The following is a 14,476-nucleotide window of genomic DNA, read 5'->3' on the forward strand; positions in this document are numbered from 1 at the left end:
ATGACCCCAAAAACAACCTCTTTAAACTTTAGCCGTTTAAATTGTCAAATCCCGAATTATAAAACTAAAATTCTAGAACTTAGCAAGGAACGTGAGTCAAGTGCCATATATATAGATTTTGTTCGAAAGTTTTTAAATTATATTCCGATAGATTATGATTTTGAGAATAGAGCAAAATTATTCCAAAATTTTGCAGATGAAGCATTTAAGTTTTTTAAGCACAGGATAGCAAGAGCAAGAAAAATAGCAATAACAAAGGCAGTTATCGAAAATGATCCGGCAATAAATGTCTTGATATTACTTGATAATAAGCCGCATATTGTTGATTTTATCATATGTCTGCTTAAAAACATAAATTTGCAAACTAAGTTTTTACTCCATCCGGTAATAAACTGTGTCCGAAATAGTAAAGGAGAATTAGAAAAAATATTAGAAAATTCTGTGTCGGATGAAAAATCAGAATCAATACTACATTTAACCATTTTAGGAAATTTTGAAGATAAAACTACTACATTTTTAACCGAGGCTATAAATGAAAGATTAGAAAAGTTAGAGCAAAGCTATAGACATTTACCGCAATTACTCACAAAATTACAAGATTTATCTAAAAATATAATTGATAATTATAAATTAAATTTTAAAGAGGCTAAAGAATTCTTAAATTGGTTACAAAACGATAATTTGGTTTTATTAGGGACTCTTGATTTTGAAGTAAAATCTTTAAAATTAAGCAATGAAATAGGAGCAGCAAAAATATGGCAAGAAGTAAAAGACGAGATTGATGATATTATAAAATGTTCTGCTAATCCTTTATATCAAAATCAATTAATAATACTCGGTAAAATAAATAGTGCGTCGCTTATCCATTCAGATAATTTAATCGACTATATCTTAGTGAAAAAATTTGACTCTTCGGGTGAATATATTTCGGGAAGTATAATTTTCGGTATATATAATTCAAATATGTATTACCATTCAATAAGTAATATTCCAATCCTACGACAAAAATTTAATTTTGTAATTGAGAAAGCCGGTTTTGCATTATCTGGTTATAATGCCGATAAGTTAAGAATTTTAATGGAGTCGTTACCGAGAGAAGCTTTAATACAAATTGATCAAGGCGATTTATATTGTATGTGTTTACATATGCTCTCAAGTATGATGAGTAAGAAGCTTAAATTATTTATTCAATATGATTGGTCTAGTTCTTTTCTTAATATCATAATTTTTCTGCCACGAGAACGTTTAACGGCTGAAATGCATAATATGATAGATTGTTATTTAGCAGAAAAATTCGGTAGTAAAATTTTATCCAACTATATCACCGAAGTAGCCGGTAATTTTTCTTATCTTTTTGTAACGCTTGAAGCACAAGGGGAACATAAAATAAATTTTGAAGCAGAAATAATACAGCAAGATTTAGATCGTATCTCTACACGTTGGAGTGAAGATTTTTATTTTAAGTTTTCTAAAAAATTCGGCGAATATCAAGCAGGTATTAATTTAAAGCTTTTTGATAATGTTTTTTCGGCAGATTATCGGCAAAAATTTTCTCCGGAAATAGCTTTAGTAGATGTTGAATATCTAACGGAAGCAAGTAAGTCACAAAAATGTATGTTTAATCTAGTTTCTGTAAATGAAACGGAATTTTACTTAAAAATATATAGTCCAAAAGTAAAACTTGCACTTTCTAACATATTGCCGCCAATAGAAAATTTAGGTTTTAAAGCAATTGATGAACAAACTTTTGCAATTAAGGAGGCTCGCGAAATCAAAGAAAGCTGGATATATAATTTTATCTTAACTTCTATTGTACCTGTAAAGGATAATATTACCGAATTAAAAATAAATGTTGAAGAAGCTTTAGACAAAATGGCACTTGGGATGCTTGCTAATGATTCTTTAAGTAAATTAATAGTGCTTGCCGGTTTTAATTGGAAGCAAGTTAAACTCGTCAAAGCTTTAACAAGATATTTACATCAAACGGGATTTAGTTACGGTAAAGGCTATGTACAGTTAACGTTACTTAAACATCCCGAATATACAAAAATGTTGGTAAATCTATTTGATATAAAATTTAATCCTAAACATTCGGATAATAATTGTGATGTAATTAAAGATAAACTAAATAATTACTTAGTAACCGTTGAGATGAGTAGTGAAGATAAAGTACTACGTAATATGCTTGGTATAGTTAATGCTATTACTAGAACAAATTACTATCAACCACATAAACATATTTTTTCATTTAAGTTTGATTCTTCAAAAGTACCGGATTTACCTAAACCTGTTCCGTTTGCTGAAGCATTTGTTTATTCTAGAAATTTTGAAGCTGTTCATTTAAGAGGCGGTCCCGTATCACGCGGAGGTCTTAGATGGTCGGATAGAGCAGAAGATTATAGGCTTGAGGTCCTTGGGCTTATGAAAGCACAAATGACTAAGAATTCCGTTATTGTCCCTGTCGGTTCTAAAGGCGGCTTTTATGTTCATTTTACTGAGGAAGGGCTTACTCGTGATGAATATATGGAAAAAGTGGTAGAATGCTATAAGAATTTCCTTAGAGGTTTATTAGACATAACTGATAATATCATTGACGGTAAAGTAGTACATCCAAAAGACGTTATTATTTATGATAAAGAAGATCCTTATTTAGTGGTGGCTGCCGATAAAGGTACAGCCTCATTTTCGGATTATGCTAATAGTGTGGCAAGAGAATATAATTACTGGCTTGATGATGCTTTTGCTTCCGGTGGTTCTGCAGGTTACGATCATAAAAAAATGGCTATTACTTCCAAAGGAGCTTGGATTTCCGTAACTAATCACTTTAAAACTTTAGGGTTAGATGTCCAAAAAGACCCTATTACCGTCGTAGGTATAGGAGATATGTCGGGAGATGTGTTCGGTAACGGTATGCTCAGATCAGAGGCTATTAAGTTAGTTGCTGCCTTTAATCATAAACATATATTTATTGATCCTACTCCTGATCCTTTATCAAGTTTTAATGAGCGTTTGCGTTTATTTAATTTAAAGGGTTCTAATTGGTCTGATTATGATTCTAAGCTTATTTCTAAAGGAGGTAAAGTATTTGAACGCAGTAGTAAATTAATAAAATTATCGCCGGAAATTAAAAAATTACTTGATATAAATGATAATGAATTATCACCGGAAGAATTAATTAAAGCTATTTTAAAAGCAGATGTTGATTTATTGTGGAATGGCGGAATAGGCACTTATATCAAAGCTAAAACGGAAAATAATTTAGAAATCGGTGATAAAGCAAATGATAATCTTAGATGTGACGGTGAAGAAATTAGAGCAAAAGTTATAGCAGAAGGCGGTAATGTTGGGGTATCACAGAGAGGTAGAGTTGAATATGCTAAAAAAGGCGGGCGCATAAATGCTGACTTTATTGATAATTCAGCAGGTGTTGATTGCTCCGATCATGAGGTAAATATCAAGATTGCTTTAAGTAGTGCGATAACCTCAGGCAAAATTACTTTAGAAGAACGTAATAAACTTCTAAACGATATGACAAAGCAAGTTGAAGAGTTAGTATTACTTGATAATTATAAGCAAACCGAAGCAATAACAATTATGCAACTATCTCCTACTTTAACTGTTAATATACTTAGTCAATTTATAGATATTTTAGAAGAAGAAAAAGTATTAGAGCGGGAAAATGAATTCTTGCCTAGTGCAGAAGAATTGAATAGCAGAGCTATTAGCGGTGAAGTATTAACTCGTCCTGAGCTTTGCATATTGCTATCATATAGTAAGAGATCTGCTTATCATGAGTTAATTAATTCTACTTTTTCCCATGATAAATATTTTGATGCATATCTTATAGATTATTTTCCTGAAATGATGCAAAAAAAGTTTCGTAATGAAATTTTATCTCATCCACTTAAACATGAGATTATTAAAACCGTTACTATAAATAAAATAATGAATCAGCTTGGAGGACCGCTTATTAGTATTGTAAAGCGTGAGATTGGGGCTCCTCTTTGTGATATAATAAGGTCATACACCATTATTTGTGAAATTTTTGATCTTGATTATATATGGGAAACGATAAGTAAGCTACCTACTAATATTGATTACAATGTAAAAATCGACATGTTTACCGAAATAACGAAATTAATGCGTCGAGGTATTTCGTGGTTTATTAAAAATTTAAAACATCCTATTAATATTAGTGAAACTATAGAAGAGTTTAGAGTTCCTGCACAAAACTTAAGAAAAACGGTAGATACTTTATTAGTCGGAGAAACTAAAATAAGATTTGAAGAAAAATTAAATTATTATACCACTAGCGGGGTAGAGGAATCATTGGCTGCTACTATCGCTACATTTGACAATTTAATTTCAGTATTTGACATTATATATGTAACAAAACAGACTTCAGGGAATAATAAAGAGATAGCAAAAGCTTATTTTGTTATAAGTGATATGTTTAGTCTTGATTGGTTACGTAAAGCTTGTGATAGGCAATTGAACGATTCATTTTGGCGTCGCTTAGGTATTCAATCGCTAAAAGATGATTTATATGACAAACAACGTAGATTATTAATAAAAATAATTAATAAATCTAAAACAACTATTGATTTAGATTTATGGATTAATAATAATAACAACTTAGTTAGAAATTTGCTTGATTTTATTAAAGAAATTAAAGCTCAAGAAACTATAGACTTAAATATAATTATTTTAGCAAACAAGAAATTTGAAATATTCTTACAAAAACTTGAGTAAATTATGTCGTCAATGCTTAGGCAAATTAGGTTAGATTTAGGTAAAACTTTAAATCAGGCATCTAGTGATTTAAAAATTAGAAAAAAATATTTAGTAGCTTTAGAAGAGGGTGATTTTGATGTTTTACCGGGAGAAGTATACGTAAGAGGTTACTTAAAATTATACTTGGATTATCTTAATGTAAAAGATAGAAATGCAGAGCAGATAGAAGCTACTAAACAGAACGAAACCGAAAAATTATTAAATAATAAAAGAGCTACGGTATTAATAAATTATAAACGTAAAAAACAATTAGTACTTATATCTATTATAATGTTATCAATTATTATTGTAAGTCATCCATTCATAATTAACGCTTAAACGAAAATGAATAATGAAATATTAGACTGCTTACAGAACGAAGCTAATAAAGAGGCATTTGAAGGAGACACGGAACGCGGCACCGCAGTGTACATAGACGTACGTGAGGATGCGAGTACAGGATCGACGTACAAATTACCTTTAGAAGCAAGTTATGTAAGCAGTCTAAAGAAATTAATGGAAGAAGTAGAACATAAACTCGATGATTTGTTGAGTATGCTTGTAAATAATCAAAATGAAGTTCAAAAATTACAAAACGAAAATAAAGTATTAAAAGATAATTATATAACAATGCTAGATCAAATTAACATTTATATTAATGAACTGGAAGAAATAAAAAAACAGCAAAAATAATTATGTCAATTGTTACGGTAACATTAAATAACAAGAGTTTTCAATTATATTGTAATAATGGAGATGAGGAAGAATTACTATCTTTAGCGAATAAATTGAATGATAAAATAGCGGAAATTAAACTTGGTAGTCCCACAGCCTCTTTTGAGCTATTATTAGTTATGGCATCACTTAATGCGCAAGCTGAAATAGCTAGTCTAACAGAAAAACTTAATAAAAACGGTCTCCAAAAAAATCATCCAGACGAAGAAAAATTCGCAGAAACCTTAACTACTATAGCAGGTTACTTAGAAAACCTTGCACGTAAAATGGGAAAGTGATATATTAGCTCTTGGCTGCTTGGTTCGTGAGCTTAATATTAACCTAGGACTACCACTAACTTTTAGGACATCGTCCCTGTCTAATACTAATTCAGTTTAGATATATGAAGTCCACCTTTACATAAAGGTCTTTGAAGGATTTTAAGTAACGGCCAAAGCGGTCATGTATACTCGTTTAATTTGCAAAATTGGCTACGTTGTCTTTTGCTGATAATCCTCACGTACTAGTATATACGCTGCGGTTATCAGCTTCAAGACGCCTTGCTCTTTTTCAAATTAGTCTACCTACTTTTCGTTTACTCACAGTATACCTTTAAAATGAAACAAACAAAATCACGCAATAAAGTTCTCGGTGCTTTTTTAGGCACTATTATTGAATATTACGACTATAGTTTATATGGTTTTTCAGCGGCAATTATCGCTGATAAATTCTTTGCAGCCAATACTGATCTATTAACAAAGCTTGTAAATGTTTTTGCCGTTTATTCAGCAGCATATTTATCAAAGCCTATGGGTGCTTATATTTTTGGACGTATAGGGGATATATACGGTCGAAAAAAAGCCTTAAGTTTTACGATTATCGGTATTGTAATCCCTACCTTAATAATAGGTTTATTGCCCGATTATTCCTCGATAGGAGTTTGGAGTACAATAATTTTAGTTTTATGTCGCTTCATGCAAGGTATTTTTATTGGAGGGGAATATGACGGTGCAGTGATTTATGTTATTGAACATTTAGGAGCAAAATACCGATTTACTGCCTCGGCAATAACTAGATGTACAGGAGTAATAGGTTTATTATGCGGAATCGGTGCAACTAATTTCTTTAATTCTCATATTTTGCCGGAGTGGGGTTGGCGTATTCCGTTTTTACTAAGTTTACCACTTGCATTAATAACTCTTTATTATCGCCGAAAATTTGATGAAACACCGGAGTTTAAAAAAGCACACTATAGCCAAGATTCTATTGAAAAACTTAGCTCTATAATGAAAAAGCAATGGAAAAATATTGCACTGTTAATATTTTTAGCCGGAGGTGTTGGAGTAACATATCAAATTGCGATCATCTTTATGAAGCAATATTTACCGATCGTATTACCTTCAGTCGGTATTATTATGAGTGCTTTTTCGGTCTTAATAGTAATATGTTTTGCTGTTTGCATGCCGATTGCCGGTTTTATTGCTGATCGCTTAGGAGTTAATTCAGTATTAAAAATCGCATTTATATGTACTATTACAGCAAGTGTATTTTTTGTGATAGCAGTAAAATATCAAATGACTAATTTAGGGTTTGCAGCTAGTTTAATGTTAGCTGCATCAGTTGCACCTTTTAATGCTCTTGTTCATAGTATAGTTATTAAGTCTTTTGTAGTTAGAGAACGCTATCGTGTTATAAGTTTAGGACATAATATCGGCTCAATGTTAATGTCCGGTACTGCTAATTATATTTGTGCAAAGGTAGTAAAATCATTTGATTTTAACCTATTCCCGATTTTATATCTTTGCATGTTTGCCGTACTTGCTTATTCTATGACCATGTTATTTAACCGTAATAGGTAAAAAATAAATCTTGACGAAAATAATGAATGTAAGTATCTTTACTTGTATTTTTTTAACTTTAAATGTTATGTTTTATTATCTTATGTATACAAGGAAATATTAGTTTTACCGATGCAAACGGAAGCATATGCGTTAGATATTGGTAATTGTAAAGAACGTAAATATAACTATGAAGATCATTTGGAAGAATTGTTGAAGCAAGAAATTTCTTTAGCAATGCAGAAGAATGGGTTAAGAGTTAAGCTATTGCACAACAAAGATATTAGAACACAAAAGCTTGATGATTTAGTATCTCGTTTCCGTAGCTCCTATAATAATACTTATACTGCTTTATATACGCTTTATTATGGCCTGAAGAAAAAGCTTTCTCAATGACTCAAAATATAGGTGAACCTGTTATAATGTTAGGCGAAAAAACAGGAGCTGATATATTTGTATTACTTAATTATGTGCAAATAATAAAGACTAATGGAGCTCGTACACGTGACTTTTTAATGAGTGCTTTGGGTTGTTCAGTAAGTAATGCAGATAATATATTTATGTCTATAGGAGTAGTAGAAGCAAAAAGTGGTAGAATATTATGGACTAATGCAATGCCCCAAGCACAACCATTTAGTAGCTCTATTTTCTCTTCTCGTGATAAATCAGTAATAAATATGCTTTTATCCCCATTATAAACTGAATTTTGTGTCGTTCAGGGGTGGTTGGTGTGGCTTATTATTCCTCTCTGTCATCCCGTGATTTATTCACGGGATCCAGTAAAACATATAGTATGGGTAGACAAAACACATTTAATTTAAGTTCATAAACTATAAATCGTTTTTATCAAATAGGAAAAATTCACCTATTTCAGGGATAATCAACTTATTTTCATCAATATTATGTTTTTTCATAGCTTGTCGGAGTTCCAAAGGAGCGGCATTAAATGCTTCATCAGCTAATTGAAAGACGTCAAAATGACTAGCTATAGAAAATATTTAGTGCATAAGTCCAAATGAGTAAATATGGCTTCTTCAGGATGCATATGCACAGGTTTCATAAACCATCTTGGTTCATATAAGCCCCTATCGGAATAATGCTTATTAAAATATTATGTTTTTTTCCGATCTCTTTAAAAAGAGTATCGTTATAACCCGCATCACCTATAAAACAAATATCTCCTATCTTAGTTTTAATGATCAAAGTTCCCCATAATGCTTTATTTTTATCAAATATTCCTCTAGCCGACCAAATGCTGTGTCGGTTCTAAAGAAAATTCTACATCGTCTTTAATTTCATCTTCTTGGAAACTTTTTGAATTTAGCTGTATTTCTTGTTCTTTATATGACTCTCCCCACCCTAAGGTAACAATTTCTGCATCGGTAATATGTTTTTTGATTTATTACGTCATTCATTAGCGGTGTAATAATCTTAGGCTTATCTCGTACCCATAAATCTTTAATTGTTCTGATGTCTAAATGGTCATAGTGATTATGGCTTATTAATATAACATCTATTTTAGGTAAATCGGTAAAATTAATACCGGGTTTTACCACTCTCTTTGGTCCTGCAAAAGTAAAAGGACTAACCTGCTCCGACCATGCCGGATCGGTTAAGGTATTTAAACCGTCTATTTGAATTCCGTCTATTTGAATTCAAAAGGTTACATGCTCTACGTAGGCTACTCGTACAGCGTCATCTCGATCGCTTGATACTAATGAATTTCGTGGAACTCGTCTGTAGTCACGTACTAATTAATGTACACTGTGCAGACTCGTCCTTAAATTCATCTTGTCTGAAGCGATCGAGATTTAGCTGTGTATTTTTATTTCTAGTTATTTTTTGTGGTGGAATATCAGTGGAAGTAAGCGGGCAGTGCTGTCGGCCATTTTGGTCGTTTTGAAGTTATTTTCCATTTTAGAATATCAAGTAAGGTTTTAAGTTTTATATTAGGCTCAATATTGAAAAACATATTTTTATTTAGATAGACCTTCCTTTCGGTTTATTAGAGCTTTTAACTTGTTCAGCAAAAGATTTTGTCTTTTTATTTGTTGGTTTATGAATAAATCCTCTAGTTTTTTCTCCTATCAACATGGCTTCTTGAAGTATATCTTTTGGTAGTTTAGTTATAGATGCCGATATTTCCGGAGTTTGTTTTATTTCTACCGTTATCTTTTTTGCTTTATTTATATCTCTGCCTATTACTTCATCTAGTGGGACATTTTTATAATCTGCAAGAGCAACAATTGCTCCCATATCAGGCATTTTTGTACGACCATCTAGAAAATTTTTCCACGCTGTTTCATGAGTACCTGTTTTTTCACTTAACTTATACGGGGTTATATTGTCTGTTTCTAATATATTCAGTACAAATTTTTTGAAATTATTTCTAATTTCTTCTGGATCATCTTTATTTGTGTCTGATATATCGTTAATCTGATTAAATCTTTCTTTTGACCTTATATCTTCACTCATTATTTTTCCCTGTAAAATTTACTCCTAAAAATTGAGAGTTAAAATAACTTCATAGATAGTCTCTTAGACTTATTTATTAATATATAACTAATAGATAGTAAATAGAAGATAATTATAATGAAAATAATAAATTTAAGCTATTGAATTAAGTATTTAGGTCTTATATATGAAATTGAAATTAATCTATTTTAACTTTTTTTGTCACAAATTATAAAATTTTCCTGTAGTAGGAGCCATGTTAAATTAAATTTCAGATGCAGAATCTAAGAGATTATATAAATTAAAAATTGTTTTTTCTGCATCTTGATCATTTATGAATAAGGTAATTTTAACTTCTGATAATTGTATCATGTGAACATTTATATTATCGTTCGTTAACTTTGATAATATCGTTTCAAGTAATTTACAATCATTTTTAATCCCATAACCAATAAGAGAGATTGTAGCAATTTCGGTATCAAAAGTAAAATCTTGTATCTGCTTATCATCTTTTAAATTAGTCAGTAAAGCTTGTAAATTATTTTTATCGGTTAAATTTGTAATAAAACTATATTCTTCATTATTTTTTATCTCTTGCATAAACTCAATATGATTATTATTTTGTGTAATCATATTTGCAATTTGCAAAAAACTTAAAGAAATGCTCTTTACAGATATTTTTAATAAATTTTTATTAGAAGTAATGCTGTTAATAATCCCATTCTCCATATTTTTATCCTTTGAAGTGATTAACGTACCTTCTGTATCCGGTGAAAATGTTGATAGAACACGCATATCTATTTTATACCGCATTACTAACTCTCCGGCTCTAGGGTGTAGTACTTTTGCTCCACTTGATGCTAGTTCTAACATTTCTAAAAAATCTATTTCTTTTATCTTCTTGGCATTGGGAATAATTCTTGGATCAGCAGTAAATATTCCCTCTACATCGGTATAAATATCACATCTATCGGCTTTCATAGCTGCAGCGATTAAGGCGGCAGTAGTATCAGATCCTCCTCTGCCCAAAGTAGTTAATCTATTAGATTTGTTAATTCCTTGAAAACCGGCTATTATAGGGACGGTATTTAACTGTAAATATTTTTCTAGTAAATCTGTAGTAATTGATTCTACTAAAGCTTTACTATGATTATTATCGGTGAGCATCGGTAATTGCCAAGCTAGAAATGATCGCGCCTTTATGTCTTCTTCTTGAAGAGCGAGCGCTAGTAATGAAGCAGTGACTATTTCACCGCTAGAAAGTGCTACATCATATTCTGCAAATTGAGAAATGTTGTTAAGGCTTGATACTTCATTACACAATGTGACAAGTTGATTAGTAACACCTGCCATAGCCGAAACTACTATAATTACTTGGTTATTTTTAGCTATTTCGGTTTTTATGATAGGAACGATTTTTTTTATTCTATCAATATTTGCAACGGAAGTGCCACCGAACTTTTGAATTATTAAGGCCATAAGTAAAGAAAGCCTAATAGAATGTTATGTTATATAATTAATTTCCGCCTGTCGTCATCAGGCGGAAATTAATTTAGCTCACTTACAGACATTATTGTGTGGAACGGTTTTCAATTGTCATCTCGCGACTTGATCGCGGGATCCAGCTTAAAATAATAATAATATTAGTACTTTAAATTGTTTTTATGGACCCTGTAGTCAAGCCACGGGTGACCAAGTGGATTTTACCAATCAACGCAACAATGCCATAAAAAGCATTTTCCGTTCCACGTAACACTAGTAGATCAAACCGCAATACTTAAGCACTGGCAATTTCTTTAACATTCACGATTTTATGATTTCGCTTAGTTAAAAATTCTACTCTACCTTCTATCAAAGCAAATATTGTATGATCTTTGCCAAGCCCTACATTCATTCCAGGATGAATTTTTGTGCCGCGTTGTCTAACTATAATATTACCTGGTATTACATATTGTCCATCGGCTTTTTTAACTCCCAGCCTTCGACCGGCCGAGTCTCTTCCGTTTCTAGAACTACCACCGGCTTTTTTTGTTGCCATTTTATAATTCCTTTTAAGTTATTATTATTGTTTGATAATATCTAATATTTTTAATTCCGTCAATTCTTGACGATGACCGGCTTTACGACGATAATTTTTTCTACGCTTTTTCTTAAAGACTATAATTTTATTATCTTTAAGTTGGTTAGTAATTTCAGCCGTAACGATAGCCCCTTTAACTATTGGAGTCCCAATAAAAGAAGGCTTTGAGTATTCGCCAATCATTAAAATTTGATCAAACTGAATTTTAGAGCCAAGTTCTCCATCAATTTTTTCGACTTTAATAATACTATTTCTGTCTACTTTATATTGTTTTCCACCTGCTTTTATAACTGCGAACATGAAAACTATCTCTTTAAAAATTTATAAATATTTATCGTATCATATATTTATCGTATCATATTATTATATTAGAAATTAGTCAATGATCTTTTTTTATAGCAAATCTATTGTCGAATATCTATTAACACAAATATAATTGCGTATTGAGTTACCGCAGCAAATATTGCGGCTAGCAAATCATCAAGCATAACGCCGATACTGCCCTTAATATTTTTGTCCAACCAATTAATAGGCCAGGGCTTTACTATATCAAAAAATCGGAATAGACAAAAAGGTAATACGAAAAGTAATATAATATTTATTGTTAGCGGACTAAAATATTTAACTAAATACGATTCATTAGCAAATAAAGCGGAAAAAAATACTAAAACAATAGTTAGTATTTGCCCTACTACTTCATCAATGACCACTTCTTTAGGGTCTTCTGAATTTGTATAATTTAAATATATTTTAGTAAAATAAGTGCCGAGTATTAAGAGTATCAAACATAGGCTAAAGCTTATAATAAATATACTGACAAGTTGAGCTTCACCGAGAGTAAGACTTAAGAAAGGAATGATTATTTTGTTATTAACAATAAAATATATTAAGAAATAAGTTAGAGGGAAAGCAGCAATTGATCCAAAAGTGCCTGGGCAGTATTTTATTTTCCCAATATAAAAAAAAGTAGCAAAAAATTCTGAAAATTGTTTTTTAGTAAACATTTCTTTAATTATTTTATCCTAGATTAGAGCTATAATATCTTATATAATTAAATTTTAACTTATACAGCAAAAATATCATGGGAATGAGCTTTAGCCATTTATTAATAGTTTTATTAATTATTTTTGTATTATTCGGTGCTGGCAAATTACCGCAAGTCATGTCCGATCTTGCTAAAGGTCTTAAAGCTTTTAAAGACGGCATGAAAGACGACAGTAGTGATAATGATAAAAATAAATAATTAATCTTTAGTGTCCCTTTGTCATCCCGTGGTTTGACCAGCCTTGTTGCATGGCTTGAAAAACCTACTCAATGTTATTCCCGCGAAAGCGGGAATCCAGTACTTTAAAGCTTTTTTGAAAAGCTCGATTTATTTCGCGTTACTCTGGATTCCCGCTTCCGCGGGAATGACATCCTGAACGTTCGTACAACACATGGTCAGGTCACTGAGTGACTAAGATACAACAACGTCCTAATTTCCTGAAACAGTAGAATATATCCCATTCTCTTTCCTAATAATATCATATCGTCTCTGAGCTACCCCATCGATGAAATAAATATTACCGGATAAACCTATATAAGGTTGTCTACTGTTCATTCTATTTAAAAACCTTTCAGATGCAAATTCATTGCCTATATAGTTTGCAGTCATACGTCCTAAATCATAAGAAAGAAGATGCATGAAGCCTATATGGTTAATACCTAAGTCTTTTGCCCTATCCGGAACGTTGCTATTCAGTAAATTTAAAGAGCCAGTAAAGCTAATATCGATATTTTCAGGGTAATCGATATCAATACGATTATCACCAATTAAAATAGCCTTTTTATCTAAATTATATTTACGAATACTATCAGCGAGTAGGTTTAAATTTTTTGGATCGTCTGATAGATAAATAACCGGTTTTGTCGTGTCGCTACGTTCATTTATAATATCGGTATTGTCTGAAATATTTCTTGCGGCTTTTGCTATAGATTCAGGATTATCCTCATAAAATTCAGTGCGTGATAATGATGCATTGTTCTGAATCAATATATTTTGCATTACTTGACTAATAGTTTGCGAATGCTTCCCTTTAGGTAATAACGCCATAAAATCTTTATGGTTGTTACTTGCGTAATAATTAATGATACGTATCAGTTGTTTTAAAGGTGCATGACCGAATACAAATAATTTATCTTCTGCAAGAGCCGGATTATTTGACATAGTTATTATAATAATATCATTTGCCTTTGCTTTTTCTGCTATTAGAGAGGTAAAGTTAGAATATAGAGGACCTAAAATAATCTTAGTTTTACGTGCTACTATTTTATCCATAGCGGCTAAAACGTTTTTTTCGTCTGAACCATCGTAAGAAGTAACATGTATGTAAGATTTGATTCCGTCGTTAAGTCCCATTTTAATTAAATCTTTATATTGTTTCCCGACAATACTATCAGGACCCTGATTTGGCATTAAAATTGCAATCTCAATTTCTGTTTGTTCTTTTTTAGGAAAACTTATAGGTTCTTCTTTAGGAGTTTGACAGGACGTTAAATATATAAAGCAAAAAAATGATAGAACGATTCGTAGTTTATGTTTTATACTAGCCATAATGTTACTTAAAATTAAAAAACT

At 31.2% G+C, this 14,476-nt stretch carries 15 protein-coding genes, 1 other RNA gene and 2 pseudogenes; 9 read left to right on the forward strand and 9 right to left on the reverse strand.

Translation table 11 applies throughout. From position 1 onward, the window contains the following. The 8 genes from GCO76_RS06005 to GCO76_RS06040 all read left to right on the forward strand — a co-directional run bounded on the left by GCO76_RS06005 (position 1) and on the right by GCO76_RS06040 (position 8,023). Positions 1-4,752, forward strand: coding sequence for an NAD-glutamate dehydrogenase (locus tag GCO76_RS06005; RefSeq protein ID WP_410956545.1), 4,752 nt, complete (start codon positions 1-3; stop codon positions 4,750-4,752). Between the two features lie 3 nt (positions 4,753-4,755). Next, positions 4,756-5,112 (forward strand): helix-turn-helix domain-containing protein, encoded by a 357-nt coding sequence (locus GCO76_RS06010; protein WP_410956546.1) that lies wholly within the window; start codon positions 4,756-4,758, stop codon positions 5,110-5,112. Between the two features lie 6 nt (positions 5,113-5,118). Continuing rightward, a complete protein-coding gene (locus tag GCO76_RS06015; protein WP_014121077.1) occupies positions 5,119-5,466 on the forward strand; it encodes a palindromic element RPE1 domain-containing protein in 348 nt (115 codons plus the stop codon). A 2-nt stretch (positions 5,467-5,468) separates the two neighbouring features. After that, complete coding sequence (locus GCO76_RS06020) at positions 5,469-5,786, forward strand: cell division protein ZapA (protein WP_004997454.1); 318 nt, start codon at positions 5,469-5,471, stop codon at positions 5,784-5,786. 9 nt (positions 5,787-5,795) lie between these two features. Next, positions 5,796-5,954, forward strand: a non-coding RNA gene (gene ssrS / locus GCO76_RS06025) — 6S RNA. Positions 5,955-6,104: 150 nt separating this feature from the next. Further along, positions 6,105-7,346: an MFS transporter gene (locus GCO76_RS06030; protein ID WP_410956547.1), complete on the forward strand. Its 1,242-nt coding sequence runs from the start codon at positions 6,105-6,107 to the stop codon at positions 7,344-7,346. A gap of 111 nt (positions 7,347-7,457) precedes the next feature. After that, positions 7,458-7,721, forward strand: a complete 264-nt coding sequence (locus GCO76_RS06035; protein ID WP_410956548.1) for a hypothetical protein — start codon at positions 7,458-7,460, stop codon at positions 7,719-7,721. Next, positions 7,718-8,023, forward strand: a complete 306-nt coding sequence (locus GCO76_RS06040; protein WP_410956549.1) for a hypothetical protein — start codon at positions 7,718-7,720, stop codon at positions 8,021-8,023. Before GCO76_RS06035 ends, GCO76_RS06040 begins: the two co-directional genes overlap by 4 nt. A 358-nt stretch (positions 8,024-8,381) precedes the next feature. Here the strand turns inward: GCO76_RS06040 and GCO76_RS06045 are convergent, their stop codons facing one another. The 8 genes and pseudogenes from GCO76_RS06045 to GCO76_RS06080 form a co-directional block, all read right to left on the reverse strand. Continuing rightward, the gene (locus GCO76_RS06045; RefSeq protein WP_410956550.1) at positions 8,382-8,528 is read right to left on the reverse strand and encodes an MBL fold metallo-hydrolase; all 147 of its coding nucleotides are present in this window, start codon (positions 8,526-8,528) and stop codon (positions 8,382-8,384) included. Positions 8,529-8,631: 103 nt separating this feature from the next. Beyond that, positions 8,632-8,980 (reverse strand): annotated as a pseudogene (locus tag GCO76_RS06050) (MBL fold metallo-hydrolase); the annotation flags it as partial. A 12-nt stretch (positions 8,981-8,992) separates the two neighbouring features. Continuing rightward, positions 8,993-9,149 (reverse strand): annotated as a pseudogene (locus tag GCO76_RS06055) (palindromic element RPE3 domain-containing protein); the annotation flags it as partial. Positions 9,150-9,305: 156 nt separating this feature from the next. After that, a complete protein-coding gene (locus GCO76_RS06060; protein ID WP_410956551.1) occupies positions 9,306-9,800 on the reverse strand; it encodes a helix-turn-helix domain-containing protein in 495 nt (164 codons plus the stop codon). 243 nt (positions 9,801-10,043) lie between these two features. Further along, entirely contained in the window at positions 10,044-11,258 is a 1,215-nt protein-coding gene (locus GCO76_RS06065; RefSeq protein WP_410956552.1) for an aspartate kinase, read from the reverse strand. 298 nt (positions 11,259-11,556) lie between these two features. Further along, entirely contained in the window at positions 11,557-11,817 is a 261-nt protein-coding gene (rpmA, locus tag GCO76_RS06070; RefSeq protein ID WP_103897531.1) for a 50S ribosomal protein L27, read from the reverse strand. A gap of 24 nt (positions 11,818-11,841) precedes the next feature. Further along, positions 11,842-12,159, reverse strand: coding sequence for a 50S ribosomal protein L21 (gene rplU / locus GCO76_RS06075; RefSeq protein WP_014014759.1), 318 nt, complete (start codon positions 12,157-12,159; stop codon positions 11,842-11,844). Between the two features lie 104 nt (positions 12,160-12,263). Continuing rightward, a complete protein-coding gene (locus GCO76_RS06080; protein WP_410956553.1) occupies positions 12,264-12,863 on the reverse strand; it encodes a phosphatidylglycerophosphatase A family protein in 600 nt (199 codons plus the stop codon). 77 nt (positions 12,864-12,940) lie between these two features. Here GCO76_RS06080 and tatA point away from each other — a divergent pair, with 77 nt between their 5' ends. Continuing rightward, the gene (tatA, locus tag GCO76_RS06085) at positions 12,941-13,102 is read left to right on the forward strand and encodes a twin-arginine translocase TatA (RefSeq protein WP_410956554.1); all 162 of its coding nucleotides are present in this window, start codon (positions 12,941-12,943) and stop codon (positions 13,100-13,102) included. A gap of 231 nt (positions 13,103-13,333) precedes the next feature. Here tatA and GCO76_RS06090 read toward each other — a convergent pair whose 3' ends face one another. Then, positions 13,334-14,452 carry a penicillin-binding protein activator gene (locus GCO76_RS06090; protein WP_410956555.1) on the reverse strand — a complete coding sequence of 373 codons (1,119 nt, stop codon included), beginning with the start codon at positions 14,450-14,452 and terminating at the stop codon, positions 13,334-13,336. Between the last annotated feature and the right edge of the window lie 24 nt (positions 14,453-14,476).

Origin of the sequence: Rickettsia koreansis (assembly GCF_046532895.1) — a bacterium.
GTDB lineage: Bacteria > Pseudomonadota > Alphaproteobacteria > Rickettsiales > Rickettsiaceae > Rickettsia > Rickettsia rickettsii.

What these genes read in the sequence shown, in the direction of transcription:
- GCO76_RS06015 (WP_014121077.1), top strand. Translation starts at nt 5,119, where the DNA reads ATGAATAATGAAATATTAGACTGCTTACAGAACGAAGCTAATAAAGAG.
- tatA (WP_410956554.1), top strand. Translation starts at nt 12,941, where the DNA reads ATGGGAATGAGCTTTAGCCATTTATTAATAGTTTTATTAATTATTTTT.
- GCO76_RS06010 (WP_410956546.1), top strand. Translation starts at nt 4,756, where the DNA reads ATGTCGTCAATGCTTAGGCAAATTAGGTTAGATTTAGGTAAAACTTTA.
- GCO76_RS06040 (WP_410956549.1), top strand. Translation starts at nt 7,718, where the DNA reads ATGACTCAAAATATAGGTGAACCTGTTATAATGTTAGGCGAAAAAACA.
- GCO76_RS06090 (WP_410956555.1), bottom strand. Translation starts at nt 14,452, where the DNA reads ATGGCTAGTATAAAACATAAACTACGAATCGTTCTATCATTTTTTTGC.
- rpmA (WP_103897531.1), bottom strand. Translation starts at nt 11,817, where the DNA reads ATGGCAACAAAAAAAGCCGGTGGTAGTTCTAGAAACGGAAGAGACTCG.
- GCO76_RS06005 (WP_410956545.1), top strand. Translation starts at nt 1, where the DNA reads ATGACCCCAAAAACAACCTCTTTAAACTTTAGCCGTTTAAATTGTCAA.
- GCO76_RS06030 (WP_410956547.1), top strand. Translation starts at nt 6,105, where the DNA reads ATGAAACAAACAAAATCACGCAATAAAGTTCTCGGTGCTTTTTTAGGC.
- GCO76_RS06060 (WP_410956551.1), bottom strand. Translation starts at nt 9,800, where the DNA reads ATGAGTGAAGATATAAGGTCAAAAGAAAGATTTAATCAGATTAACGAT.
- GCO76_RS06035 (WP_410956548.1), top strand. Translation starts at nt 7,458, where the DNA reads ATGCAAACGGAAGCATATGCGTTAGATATTGGTAATTGTAAAGAACGT.
- GCO76_RS06080 (WP_410956553.1), bottom strand. Translation starts at nt 12,863, where the DNA reads ATGTTTACTAAAAAACAATTTTCAGAATTTTTTGCTACTTTTTTTTAT.
- GCO76_RS06065 (WP_410956552.1), bottom strand. Translation starts at nt 11,258, where the DNA reads ATGGCCTTAATAATTCAAAAGTTCGGTGGCACTTCCGTTGCAAATATT.
- GCO76_RS06020 (WP_004997454.1), top strand. Translation starts at nt 5,469, where the DNA reads ATGTCAATTGTTACGGTAACATTAAATAACAAGAGTTTTCAATTATAT.
- rplU (WP_014014759.1), bottom strand. Translation starts at nt 12,159, where the DNA reads ATGTTCGCAGTTATAAAAGCAGGTGGAAAACAATATAAAGTAGACAGA.